The 12606-nt window shown below is 70.0% G+C and carries 9 protein-coding genes; 3 read left to right on the top strand and 6 right to left on the bottom strand.

Features of this window, described 5'->3' with window-relative positions:
• Window positions 1-317: 317 nt before the first annotated feature.
• Together IE249_RS34995 and IE249_RS34990 are read right to left on the bottom strand one after the other, a co-directional pair.
• Window positions 318-485 (bottom strand): hypothetical protein, encoded by a 168-nt coding sequence (locus IE249_RS34995; RefSeq protein ID WP_189711477.1) that lies wholly within the window; start codon window positions 483-485, stop codon window positions 318-320.
• Between the two features lie 130 nt (window positions 486-615).
• Window positions 616-909 (bottom strand): hypothetical protein, encoded by a 294-nt coding sequence (locus IE249_RS34990; protein WP_189711475.1) that lies wholly within the window; start codon window positions 907-909, stop codon window positions 616-618.
• 471 nt (window positions 910-1380) lie between these two features.
• On the opposite strand from IE249_RS34990, the gene IE249_RS34985 reads away from it, so the two are divergent.
• Window positions 1381-3894, top strand: a complete 2514-nt coding sequence (locus IE249_RS34985) for a DEAD/DEAH box helicase (protein ID WP_189711473.1) — start codon at window positions 1381-1383, stop codon at window positions 3892-3894.
• Window positions 3895-4175: 281 nt separating this feature from the next.
• On the opposite strand, the gene IE249_RS34980 is transcribed toward IE249_RS34985, so the two are convergent.
• From IE249_RS34980 to IE249_RS34970, 3 genes are all read right to left on the bottom strand, one after another.
• Entirely contained in the window at window positions 4176-4355 is a 180-nt protein-coding gene (locus IE249_RS34980; protein WP_189711471.1) for a hypothetical protein, read from the bottom strand.
• 443 nt (window positions 4356-4798) lie between these two features.
• Window positions 4799-4990, bottom strand: coding sequence for a hypothetical protein (locus IE249_RS34975; RefSeq protein WP_189711469.1), 192 nt, complete (start codon window positions 4988-4990; stop codon window positions 4799-4801).
• Window positions 4987-5529 (bottom strand): hypothetical protein, encoded by a 543-nt coding sequence (locus IE249_RS34970; protein WP_189711481.1) that lies wholly within the window; start codon window positions 5527-5529, stop codon window positions 4987-4989. The genes IE249_RS34975 and IE249_RS34970 overlap by 4 nt, the downstream gene beginning before the upstream one ends.
• A 2271-nt stretch (window positions 5530-7800) precedes the next feature.
• On the opposite strand from IE249_RS34970, the gene IE249_RS34960 reads away from it, so the two are divergent.
• Together IE249_RS34960 and IE249_RS34955 are read left to right on the top strand one after the other, a co-directional pair.
• Entirely contained in the window at window positions 7801-10482 is a 2682-nt protein-coding gene (locus tag IE249_RS34960; RefSeq protein ID WP_189711467.1) for a hypothetical protein, read from the top strand.
• 12 nt (window positions 10483-10494) lie between these two features.
• The gene (locus IE249_RS34955) at window positions 10495-12180 is read left to right on the top strand and encodes a hypothetical protein (protein WP_189711465.1); all 1686 of its coding nucleotides are present in this window, start codon (window positions 10495-10497) and stop codon (window positions 12178-12180) included.
• Between the two features lie 100 nt (window positions 12181-12280).
• Here IE249_RS34955 and IE249_RS34950 read toward each other — a convergent pair.
• A partial coding sequence (locus IE249_RS34950) for a GNAT family N-acetyltransferase (protein ID WP_229859990.1) occupies window positions 12281-12606 on the bottom strand: 326 nt, incomplete at its 5' end.

Genomic DNA, 12606 nt, shown 5'->3' with positions numbered 1-12606 from the left:
CCCGCGGAGCGGGTCCCATCGCGCTGCGCGCGATGCAAACGAACACCCGTGCTGCGCACGGGTGTTGTGCTTCCGCTCCGCGGAAGCACTGGCTGACCGCTACGCGGTCAGCTCACCTGCCCTGCGTAGCAGGGCAGGTGATGCTCCGTCCGCTGCGCGGACGGAGCGCGCCAGGCACAGAGGTGGCGCTGCGCGCCACGAAGGCAGGCCCCGCTGCGCGGGACAAGCCAACGGGCCTACGGCCCGAGCAGTAGCAAGGGGCTGGGAGTGTTGCCTCTCCGGCTGGCTCCTGCGGGAGGAGCCAGCCGGGTGCCGGGTCAGCGTCTCCGGGACCAGGTGCTCCCGATCCCCGCAACGTGCAGGGCCAGAGCGGTCAGCCCCAGGAGCATGACGTTGACTGACGAGAACGTGTGATTGGTACTCACATCGGCCGCATTGATGAGGAACGCGATGAAGAACAGAACTGCCGCGACTATGCCGAGCATGACCGGACTCCTCTCGAAGGATGAAGCCCGTATGCCCGGCCACCGCCCTCACAGACCTGGACGGCACCCTTGAAAGCCGCGTGCCCGCGCGGCAAGAACCTGGTCGGCATGTGCCCGCCCGCTGCAGGTCTCAGGCGTGGGCGTGGCGGGTGCCTGCCGGCTTGTGCGGGGCTGCGTGATGCGCGGGCCAGCCCGTCGTGGGGACGGTGAGACGTCGCAGGGTCAGGCCCGCGGCGGCGAGGAGGCCGGTGAAGACGGCCAGGAGGAGGACGCACACCCACATCTGCCGGCTCCCGAGGGCCTGCCAACCGGTCCAGGCTGTGGATCCCGCCCAGAACAGGACACCCACGGCGTAGAAGGAGCGGACGCGGTGCAGCTGCCGCAGGGCCCGCAGGAACTCGATGCGTTCGGTCTTCGGTGCCATGCGGGCCGTGTACCCCCGCGGACGGTGTTCAGCAGACCAGCTCACTTGCTGCCTGGGTCACCTCTGCTCTTGCTGCTGAATGCGTCCTTCAAAGTCGCGGCATACTGCAGTCTCCCGTCCTCGGCGGGCGTGCCGCACGCCTTGCAGAACCGGTTGCCTTGATGGTTTTCGGTCTTCTGTTCCATGGTCTCTCGCGGGTGGTGGGCAGTGAGGAGTGCGGAGTACCCGTGGTTTTCGTGTCGATTCTCTAGGTATATGCTTCATTTTTTATCTAGGATAGACTCTGGACTCAGATGGCTGCAGCGCTGTGAGGCGTGTAATCGGCTGGAGGCGGCGTCTATGTCACGCGTCGGAGTGTGGTAGCCGGTGTCGGCGGTGGGGGCTTGCGGATCAACCCCCTTACTGCACGCAGTGGTTGGCTGTGTGTGGGTGTGAGAACTGTTGTCCGGCCCACCGGAGAGGATGGATCGGATGGCTGTGAAAGAACTTCGTCCTCACCAGCGTGAAGCCGTTGACGCGGTTCTCCGAACACTCGAATTGCCCGCGAGATCTACTGTGCCCGAGCGGGGGCTGCGGACTCAGGTGGTCATGGCGACCGGCTCGGGCAAGACGCTCGTCGCCGTGCGCAGTGCGGAGGAGCTGCAGGCAGGTCGAGTACTGGTGCTCGTGCCCTCGCTGGACCTGCTCGCGCAGACCGAGGCCGCCTGGCGCGAGGGCGGGCGTACGGGCCCGGTGATCGGGGTCTCGTCCCTCCGGGGGGCGGAGGCGTCCTTCCCGAACACCACGGACGTGGACGAGCTGGTCGCCTGGGTCCGCCCGCTCGACAAGGTCACCGTGTTCGCCACCTACGCCTCCCTCGGTATGGGCACACTCGAGCGCGCCCATACCGCGGGACTGCCGGGATGGGACCTGATCGTCGTGGACGAAGCCCACCGGACCTCCGGGCGGATCGGGAAACCATGGGCGGTCGTCCACGACAACACCCGCATCCCCGCCCTGCGCCGGCTCTACATGACTGCCACCCCCCGGCTGTGGCAGCTCGACGACGACTCCGAGGCTTCGCCGGGCGCGCCGGGCGAACTGGTCGCGTCGATGGAAGACGACCCGGCTTCGCCGTTCGGCACCAGGTGTTTCACCCTGACGCTCTCGGACGCCGTGGACAGGGGCATCTGTGCCCACTACCAGGTGGTGTGCCTGGACATCACCGACACCCAGCTCCAAGCCGCCCAGCTCCTGGGCGCCGAAGCCCGCTCGGACCAGGTACGCGGGGCGAGGCTCGCCGCCCTGCAGACAGCGCTGCTGAAGGCCTCGGCCGAGGAAGATTTCCGCAGGACACTCGTCTTTCACCACCAGGTGAAGGAGGCCGAGGCGTTCGCGGCCGGCCTCCCCCGCGTCGCCGGCCTGCTGTATGCCGCGGATCCCGGGCTGTACCCGCGCACGGTCTGGGCCGACTGGCTGTGCGGCGAGCACCGGGTGGACCACCGGCGCCGCGTGCTCAGCGAGTTCGCCACCGGCATCGCCGCTGACGGCACGGTCGTCGAGAAGACGTTCCTCGGTTCTGTTCGCGTGCTCGGCGAGGGGGTCGACACCTGCGAATGCGACTCCGTGTACTTCGCGGATGTGCGCGGTTCCATGCCTGATCTGGTTCAAAGCGTGGGTCGGGCGTTGCGGATGCAGCCGGGAGAGGGCAAGGTCGCATCCCTCGTGGTGCCCGTCCTGCTCGGGCCGGGCGAGACGGCGGACAACATGCTCACCTCCAGGGCGTTCGGCGGGTTGGCGAAGCTGCTGGAGGCGCTCAGGGCGCACGACGCCCGGGTAGTGGAGCAGCTCGCCGAGCCCCAGGCACAGAGTCGCGTCAGGGGCGTACAGACCCGCTCCGGCAGCGACGAGGGCGAGGGGGATGCCGGCGACCGAAGCGACCGGCTGTCGGTGCCGGCCCGGGCCCTGCTGAAGTTCTCCGCCCCCCGCGACCCCGCGCAGCTGGCCGCCTTCATCAAGCTGCGCGTCCTCAACCCCGAACACACCCACTGGCGACGCGGCATCGAAGCCGCCGCCATCTACAACCGGTACCACGGCGACCTGCGCGTGCCGTTCACCTACCGCGTGCCGGCGGGTGGGGAAGCGGAAGCCGAGGGCTGGCCCGCCTCCCTCGCCGCATTCCCCCTGGGGCAATGGATCGCCGACGCCAGGCGCTTCCACGCCCGCGGCGACATGGACACCGACCGTGCCGCGCAGCTCGAGAAGCTCGGCATGGTGTGGTCGCACTACGACGTCGCCTGGGAAGAAGGCCTCGCCGCAGCCCGCGACTGGGCCGCTGCAAACGGGCACCTCCTGGCGCCGCTGGACGCCACCTACCAGGGGTACCGGGTGGGTATCTGGCTCAAGAACCAGCGGGCCGCCGCCCGCAAGGCCGCCGAGATCGAGCAGCGGCGTGCCCAGGGCCTGACGGTTCAGTCAGCGGCTGGAGCGCTGTCACAGGAGCGGCGCGAGCAGCTGGACGACATCGATCCCGCCTGGTGTCCGGTATGGCCCATCGACTGGCAACGCTGCTTCCACCTCACCCGGCAGCACCTCGAAGCCGGCGGCCAGCTGCCCACGTCGCCGGGCGTGGTCGTGCACCAAGGTGAAGACCTCGGCCGGTGGGTACGGGCTCAACGGCTCGGCTGGGACAAACTCGCCACCGCACAGCAATGGTTGTGCGAGCAGGTCCTCGGAATCAAGCCCGCCCCCCAGGACGAGAAACCCAAGCCGCGGCGCAGCCAAGCCGACAAATGGGCGCTCAACCTCGCCGCCGCCACCCAGTACTACCAACGCGAAGGCCACCTCCGAGTACCAAGGAGCTACATCGAGACGATCACCGGCGAAGACGGGGAGGACCGGGCCATCCGGCTTGGGGCATTTATCGGCAACCAACGGAGCAGGGCCGCCACGCTGTCGCCAGAGCGAGTAGAACAGCTCTCCGCCATCGGCATGCGCTGGGCATAGCCCAGACGTACTGCGTACCTGTGCGCCCCCGCGAAGCGTACGTATCGCATACGCGGTACGCGCAAGGCCGCGCGGTGCCAAGGCCCTGGGGGCAGCCAACCCGTGCGCCGCACAGGGGCTCAAACCCTTGCAGGGCGCGCGCCAAGGCGCCGCAGGGCTATGGGGCGCGGCAAGCCTCTCCTCCAAGCATCGCGCAGTGTCTCCGAGCGGGTCGAGGAGCCGAACGTACGCCATCCGCCCCTGCACCGTACGCGATGTGTACGGTGCAGGGAGGACACGGCTCAATCCCAATGAGCCGCCGCACAGTCCAGCAGCCACACGGCGGACGATTGGTGCCGACCGTCCGGGCTCGTCAGGGACATCCGCCCCCGCCGACCGGGATGCCCGGGCTTGGCCGTGGCCGCGTCGGCGTAGGGGCGGGCGGCGGCGCGAAAGGTGATGCCGAACAGCTCGCAGATCATGCGGGCGTCCCCTGCGGCCTGGGCCTCGTGACGATGCGGTCGTTGCGCAGCAGGTGGCTGGAGGAGGGGTATAGCCGAGAGATCCAGGGCGCGCTGACGGGTGTGGTTGCCGCGCTGTGGTGGGTGAGGAACAGGTGGGGGTTGGCGGTGTGCGGCCAGGTTTTTGCGGTGGGTTGAGGTAGGCAGTGAGGCGTTCTCGAACGGGGTCGGCGAGCAGGACGGTGCGCTTGGGTAGGTGCAGGGTGCGGTGATGGCGGCCCGGGCGGGGTCGGGTGAGGTGAGTGCTTCGCGCAGGGGGCGCCGTGTCGGCGGGCAGGGGATGGCGCGGTGCAAGGTGCCGACGCGGAGGTGTACGGCCGGGTTGGAGGCGGCGAGCTGGTGGGTGTGCAGGAACCCGAAGACGGCGCGCAGCGCGGAGGCGGTGTTGGCGTAGTCGTTGCCTCTCAGCTGGCGCGCAGGCGGGCCGGGGGGATGTCGGTGAGGCTGCTCAGGCCGGCGGCGGCGAGGCGGGTGACGATCGGCAGGGCGTAGCGCAGGTGGAGGCGCAGGGTGACCAGGGAGCGGGCCAGGCTGCGTGGTGGGGTGGTTTCACCGTGCAGGCGGACGGTGAACCAGTGGGCGAGCTGGCCGGTCATCGGTTCCCCGGCAGGTGGGCGGTGGTGCGGGTGAACCAGGCTTCGATGGTCTGCGGGCGGTCGTCGAGGAAGCCGTGTGCGGCCAGGAACTCGTGCAGGAGGCGAGCCGCCAGGCCGGTGCCGTCAGTTCCTGGACCACGCTCGCAGGCCCTGGGCCAGCCGGGAGTGTCCTGCACGGCCAGCACGATGCGCAGGCCGCGGCGGTAGCGGGTCACAGTGGAGTGGGACCAGCCTCGGGCCCGGGACCAAGCGGTCAGGTTCCGCTCCAGCCAGCCGGCCAGCAGCAGGTCCCGTGCCACGCCGTCGCAGGCGGTGAGCGTGCGCGGCGGCGGCTCGAACAGTGTCAGCTGCCGGTGGGGGACGGTGTCAGGGGCGGCGGTGCACCGTCCGGCTGGGCAGGGGGTGCGGGCGGGCCGGCGTTCCTGGGCGCGGGTGTCGGCGAGGGACAGCTGTACCCAGCCGGCTCCGAGGGCAGCCTCGTAGGAGGCGTGCGCGTCGCCCGTCGCGCGGCGCAGCCGGGGCCGCTGCAGCCAACACATTGGGCACGCCCGGTCGTGATTGACCGCTACCAGGCGCCCGCACCACCCGCACCGTCCGCCCGGGCCCGTTATCGAGAACTTGCGGTGCCAGCCCAGGCATCTCCAGCAACGCCACTTCGACTCCTGGCTCGTGCCCCAGGCGAAGCAGTCCGGGCAAGAACTCCGCCGGTGCGGTGACGGGTGGCAGGCCGTGCACAGGCCCTGGTGGTGGAAGAACCCGGATCGCCCGCACACCACGCAGGGCGGCGTGGTGTGCGGGCGATCCGGGAAGACGCACAAAGCAGACATCGACCCGCCGGAGCGTGAACGCCACCGGCCGCACCCCGCACCCTGCGCACACCGGCGGCCGGCCCCGACGGCGCACGAACTCCCCCACCCGCTCCCCCTCCCCCTCCCAGTCCCCCGCCCCGGCAGCACCGCCCCCCGCCCGCAGCACCGTCCCCGCCCGCGGCACCGTCCCCGCCCGCGGCACCGGCGGCACTGGCTCGTTGCCACCCGCTCCAGGGCCTCCCATCGCTGTCACACCGGCGGCAGGGACAGCCGCACGCCACCGGCCACCCGCACCTTTGCCGGGCCCTCCCTCCCCGCCCCCGCCTCGCCGATGCCGTCCGTGACCGGCACCAGCAACAGGCGCGGGGCAGGCCGGCCAGGCGGAGCGGGCCCGGGGGTCCAGGGCCAGGAAGCCGGACACGTCGCAGCCCAGGACCCGGCAGATCACCTCCAGGTCGTCCAGCCGGACCGACACCGGCCTCACCATGGCCGACCACACCGCCGACATCTTGCCCGCACGAGCCTGCAGACCGGCCGCGGCCAGCAGCCGCCACATCTCCACCACCTTGAACACGCCCCGCTCGGCCGCCCGCGGCCGCAACTGCCACCGCATCCTTCAGCACCCCCCGCACGCGTCGCGGACCCTGCAACGCCTGCGGCCGCAACCGGCCCCAGCAAGCGTCCGGTGAGCCGGGCGTTCGCCTGCTGCCAGTGCCACTCGACCCGCTCGGCCGGCACACGACCCGCTCGGCCGGCACATGGACGTAACGGGCCGTGGTCGAGATCCAGGTATGCCCCAGCAGCGCACCGATGGTCTCCAGATCCATCCCCTGCCCCTACAGGTGAGAGGCGCAGAAGTGCCGCAGTGGATGCGGGGTCAGCCGGCCCGCCCAGGCCGGCAGCCAGCGCCCGGCCTCCCGCGCCAAACCCTGGCGCAGCGTCACCGCACACGCCGGGCGCAAGGCCACCACCGTCCGTGGTGTGGCAGCGGCTGGGCAGCAAGAACGCGCCAGCACCGGTGAGGTCGCCGCCGAACTGCCCCCGCACCTGCGATATCCACCACTCCAGCAGCCGGTCCACCCCGTCGATCGCCGGCACCAGACGCTGCCTGGGCCCGCTCCCCCTCGCGCCCTTGCCGCAGCGCACGTGCAGCACCCCACCAGTCCCGACATGCGGGTACCAGTCCCCCACCCGCAAACCGACGGTCTCATCGATCCGCAGCCCCACCCGCCGCCACAACGATGCCGCCACATAATCCCGCGCCCCCGCCAAGAACCCCCTGCCCCGCACACCCGGCAGGCTCGAACGCCACGCCCCGAACAACGCCTCGACCTCCCGCGCCGAGGGAGGAATCCGCACTCCCACCCGGGCAAGACGACGGGGCCGGTTGAACTCGTCGACCGGCTGCACCACCGACCGCCCCGTGGCCGCTTCCACGTCACGCGCGTGACGGATCTGCACGAACGCGTAGAAACGGTGCACGGCATGCGCCATCTGCCCACGGGACTGCGGGCCTTGTACCGCGGGCCCGGGCAGCAGCAAGCCAGCCATCCACATCCCCCGGCTTCACCGCCCACACCGGGACCCGAGCGAAAACCAGCAGACCCTGCACCCACGCCCGCTGCTGACCCACCCACCTGTCCGTCACACCACGGGCCGCCAGAACCAGAACGAACTCATCCGCCCACCCCGCCCCACCCGCCCGCAGCTCAACACTCACCCCACCAGCATGAACCCCCAACACCCCAGAACCCGAAAAAAGTTCACGAATACCGAGAAACCGACCAAGCCCCTGACCTTGGACACCACCACCACTGACCAGCAATGACCACACACGCCAGCACCTGGCCCATTGGGTAGTCGAAGAGAAGCGACGCTTCCAGGGCCGGCGTGGAATGAGAATCAACCTGTTCAGGTGGTTTCGCCTTATGCTCGGCGTTTCATCTGGCTTTGGCTGTCACCCTCGGAGTAACGGGACTTCTCTCCGGCTCGGGGGCTGACATGACACTCACGGTTGTCTTCGCAGGGACAAAGCCCATCACCGCGCCCGGCCTGGGAGAGGGGTACGCCGTCTGGTCGTACACCGTCCAGCCGGGCACCCCGCCGGAGCTACCGGTGGGCGAACGCCTCGCGTTCGCCCTGCCCTCCGGGATCGACCTCAAGGACCCCCGGCTGTTCCCCGGCGTTCCGGAGCTCGCGGACATGTTCTTACAGGTGGACGCGGCCGCCAGCCGGCAGTACGCGGGCCGGGTGATCGCCCAGCCCGGGCCGCAGACCGTGGCGTTCGTCGGTCCGAACGTGCGGGGCACCTGCGAGGCGATGCTCGTCCGGCGCGCGGCCGCGGCCACCTCGTGGACAGCATTGACGTTCGCGGTCGGCCCGCCGCCTGCCAGCCCGGCCAACATCGTCCAGATCATCACCTCACCCCCGCTCCGCACCGGGCCGCCGGTGACCAACGGTCGCCCCGTGACGGACTTCGCCGGCACGCTGCCGTACGCCACCGAGCTGTTCGGGGTGTACCAGCCGCTGGCCGGCTGGCTGGGCCGCAGCAGCGCCCAGGTCCGGCCGGCCCTGGAGTCCGCGCCCCGGGAACTGCTTCCAGCCGCCGCCGGGCTGCTGTCACCGGTCGGGCTGGTGAATCTGTTCCGGGAGTACTTCTTCGAGTTCGACACCTTCCTGGGCGCTCCGGCCGGGCACATCTGGATCAGTCCCGGGGGCACGGTCGAGGTCGTCGAGAGCAGTACCCGGCGGACCTTGGTGGAGCGGACGGCCGAGCAGTCGCAGGAGGACTCCCGCAAGGTGGAGGAGAGCCTCACCCAGCAGGACGACGTGGCCGACGCCGTCAAGGAGGACAACGCCAACGACACCAAGCTCGGCGTCACCGCGAGCGGCGGCGGCAGCCTGGGGGTCTACCACGCCGAGGCCAGCGCGAGCTTCAGCACCCAGAGCACGCGCAAGACGTCGGCGGAGACCACGCACAAGCGCTCCCGCATCCAGACCTCCAAGGTCACCAGCGAGATCAAGCGGAACTTCAAGACCACCTTCAAGACGGTGACCGAGACCACCGACACCACCAGCCGTCGCTATGTCGTGCAGAACACCACCAGTCAGCTGGTCAACTACGAACTGCGCCGCAAGATGCGCAAGGTCGGGGTCCAGCTGCAGCACATCGGTACCCGGCTGAGCTGGCAGGTGTTCCTGGAGGCGCCGGGCCGTGAGCTGGGGCTGGGTGATCTCGTCCATGTCATCCCGCCGCCGGACCTGACCGCGGTCCAGAAGCCGGACGTCGTCCCCTATCCGGCGGCGCGGCAGGAGACGTACCACCTGTCCGTGCCCTTCGTCCTCTACCAGGGCGCCGACCACGACGCGAACAACACCTATCAGACCTCCGACGAGAACCAGGACCACGGCATCTTCCGACCGGACGCCGGCGCCAACGACATCGTCCAGTTCAGGTTCGACTACCCGCTGCCGCCGCCCCCGGACGGCTTCCGACTCAGCCGGATCGGCGCCCTGGACTTCCACGGCGCGCAGGTCCGCTACCTCACTGACTCCCCCGATCTGGGCACCAACCCCGACCCCGTGGCCAACAAGCTCGCCCTGCGCCTGACCTACGCGAACTGGGGCGGCCAGCGCTCCATGCCCTTCGACGCGGTCATGGTCTACGAGCCGACCGCCGAGGCCAAGGCCGCCATCGACCAGGCCAACGCCCAGGCGCAGAGCGCCTACCAGAACCAGCTGACCGCGCTGCGCCGACAGGCCTACGGCAACGCCGTACGCGAGCGGCTCAAGCTGGCCGCCGGGATCGGACCGCGTCCTTCGGACGACCTGCGCGCCGAGGAACGCCAGACGGTGTACGGGAAGCTGGTGCGCCGACTGGAGCTGACCACCGATCCGCACCTGGACTCCGAGCTGATCCGGCAGATCTTCGACGTCGACGAGATGCTCTACTTCGCCGTGCCGGAGTACTGGCGCCAACTGCCCGCGGGCACCGACCCCGACACCGCTACCACCCCCGGCGAGTTCTCCCTGGGGCGCTATCCCGTACCCCCGGCGCCCGATCCCTCGGCGGCCACCGACCCGGCACACCCGCTCGCAGGGCAGACCGTCGCGAGCTGGTACAGCAACACCGACACGGACAATGCCTGGGACGCCCAGCACCACGCCACGCCCGAGTGGCGGGTCGACTACCTGATCACCGAGGACACCCGGCCCGCCCCCATGGGCAGTTCGCTGGGCTGGCTGATCCAGCTGGACGGCGACGAACGCCGCAACGAGTTCCTCAACGCCGCCTGGGCCAAGGCGGTGCTGCCCGTCCGGCCGGGCCATGAACTCGACGCCCTGGCCTGGCTCGCCCAGGCCCAGGTCGAGGGCGAGGCGGGACTGGACCAGCCGTATCCCTTCCAGCCGGGAGACCCGGCCGAGTACCAGGGCAAGACGCTGGGCCAGGTCCTGACCCTGCTGGCCAAAGAACTGCAGACCAGCAACAGCGACATCGCCAACGCCCTCGCGACCGAGACCGTCTTCGAGCACGGCTTCGACCCGCTCGACGGCGGCTTCCGGCCCGCCCAGCCCTACCAGATCTTCGACCAATGGACCGAGGTCCTGCCGACCGACCAGGTCGTCGCCGTGCAGGTCCAGTACGACCCCCGAACCGGCCAGCAACTGCCGCCACAGGCGTAGGGAGCCGGGCACATGGGCTGGCAGATCGTCGTCACGGGCCGGGATGTACTCGGCCATCCGGTGAACGTCACATCGGTGAAGGCCGCCTTCACCCCGGACGAGAAGGCGCCGCAACTGACGCCGCCGCACTTCGAGATGCTCAGGGGCTGGGTCGTCGACGCGGACGTCACCACCCCGCCGGACGGCATTCCCGCCGACGGGGGAGGCTTCGGCCGGATCCAACTGACGCTCACCGCCACCGGTTTCGCCCCGGTCTCGGTGAGCCTGGCACCGCAGACCTTCCCCCACCCGTGGCAGTGGAACAACGGGGCCTGCACGGCCGTTTCCGGCCTGAGCATCGTCGACCTGACCGCCACCTTCATCCGGATCAGCGGCGCGCCGCCCGCCACCGTGTCCGACGGCGAACTGCTCAACGCCGCCCGGAACCGCAAGACCCGTGCCGTCACAGGGGTCCGTCCCCGCGGCTGGCTCGGCGAATTACCGCCCCGGGGCGAACCCCAACCGCGGCGCCGGACGCTCACCGGCCTCCAGCACATCCACCTGCCGGAGCCGCACCTGCTCGGAGACCCCAGTGGCAACGCCTTCGACCGGTTCCGTACCGTCCCCAAAGACGGCGACCCGGGAAAGTCGGGGCGCTTTCTCTGGGTGGAATGGGGGGACTCGGACGCCCGCGCCTTCGCCGAACATCGCCGCTTTCTGGCCGCCGTCTGGGCGCCCTTTCCCCGGCTCGCGGGAAAGGATCTGCCGGAGGAGACCGACTTCGTCCTCTGGTTCGCGCCGACCACGGCCAAGGTGCCCTTCAGCGACGCCGACTATCCCTACGGCGTGTTGATCGACGCCACCAACCTGCCGTTTCAGCCGTACGCCGATCTGGCCTACCGTCATCTGTTCAGCCAGCACCACCTGGCCGCCCAGCTCCTGGCCGCAGGTCGCCAGGCCGTCCTGGTCATGCCGATCGCCGCCGCCGGCGACCTCGGCCCGTTCGCGTCCACCAGCGGCTGGCAGCGATTCCTTCTGGAGCTCTCCACGCACCTCGCGGCCACGCAGATCTACCCCCAGGACATGCCCATCAAGCCGCCGCGGCCACCCCGCGTCGGCCGCATCGTGGTCGCCGCCTTCAGCAGCGGCGGCACCATAGCTACCACGCTTCTGACCCACGGGACAAAATTGCCGGACAAGCTCCCCGACCCTGCCTGGGGCGCCGGACCCGGGGCCGACACGGACTTCCACACCCGTTTCGCCGAGTTCTGGGACCTGGACACCTCCCTCACCGACCTCCCGAAAGGCGCGTTCGAAAGGCGACGTGGCACCGAGGCCGCCTGGCTCGCCGACGGCGGCGGCCGCAGGCGACTGCGCTTCTACCACTCGGTGACCACCATCGGCGGCTGGCTTCCGGACTCCTCGACCGAGGCCGATCCCGGCTTCCGCAAACTCCTCGAAACGGGCGGACGCGTCGCCTCCAGGGCCGTGACGCCAAGCGGCGACTGGGCCGAGCAATGGGAGGACGGCTCTCGCAACTGGGCGATCGTGCTGTTCTCCGACAACAACTCCGCCACCACCGCCACCACCGGCTACCTCGGTGGCCCCGGCGGCATCGACCCCCCGTCCGGAGCCGGCCACGAGGTCATACCCCAGCTCGCCTTCGGCCACGCCGCCTCACTGAGCACGCTGGCCACACCCAGCCCTCCCTCACACTGAAGCGACAGCACTCCAGAACACGACCTAGTGGCTTGGCTCGAAAGGTTGAAGGAGCATGAAGCCTTCCTTCCGTGAGGGCCACCTGCACCCTGGAGGCTGTTCAGTCCGGCAGCTTCGCCGCGTAGATCCAGTCGTGGCCGTCGTATCCGGTGCCGTCGAGATGCTCCGCCCGAATCAGCCCAGCGCGGATCGCCACGCGCTGGGAAGCGGTGTTGGCCGGCCGGACACGGGCGATAAGCGGCAGGCCGGGAACATGGCGGGATGCCCAGGTGGTCACCGCGGTGGCGGCTTCGCCAGCGTAGCCCTGGCCCCAGGCCGAAGTGGCGAAGCGGTAGAAGAGGTTAAGGACCTTCAGGCCCTGCAGTTCCATGGGCTTGATCCCGCAGAAGCCCAACTGTTGATCGGAGCCGTGACGCCGGACAACCC

The organism is Streptomyces anandii JCM 4720 (assembly GCF_014650655.1).
GTDB classification, from domain to species: Bacteria; Actinomycetota; Actinomycetes; order Streptomycetales; family Streptomycetaceae; genus Streptomyces; species Streptomyces anandii.
Note: the sequence above shows the minus strand (reverse complement) of the source record. Positions and strands in the feature narration are given on the sequence as shown.

Coding starts and splice junctions, on each gene's coding strand:
- IE249_RS34980 (WP_189711471.1), bottom strand. CDS start 4,355: ATGATCTGCGAGCTGTTCGGCATCACCTTTCGCGCCGCCGCCCGCCCC.
- IE249_RS34970 (WP_189711481.1), bottom strand. CDS start 5,529: ATGTGTTGGCTGCAGCGGCCCCGGCTGCGCCGCGCGACGGGCGACGCG.
- IE249_RS34975 (WP_189711469.1), bottom strand. CDS start 4,990: ATGACCGGCCAGCTCGCCCACTGGTTCACCGTCCGCCTGCACGGTGAA.
- IE249_RS34995 (WP_189711477.1), bottom strand. CDS start 485: ATGCTCGGCATAGTCGCGGCAGTTCTGTTCTTCATCGCGTTCCTCATC.
- IE249_RS34955 (WP_189711465.1), top strand. CDS start 10,495: ATGGGCTGGCAGATCGTCGTCACGGGCCGGGATGTACTCGGCCATCCG.
- IE249_RS34985 (WP_189711473.1), top strand. CDS start 1,381: ATGGCTGTGAAAGAACTTCGTCCTCACCAGCGTGAAGCCGTTGACGCG.
- IE249_RS34990 (WP_189711475.1), bottom strand. CDS start 909: ATGGCACCGAAGACCGAACGCATCGAGTTCCTGCGGGCCCTGCGGCAG.
- IE249_RS34960 (WP_189711467.1), top strand. CDS start 7,801: ATGACACTCACGGTTGTCTTCGCAGGGACAAAGCCCATCACCGCGCCC.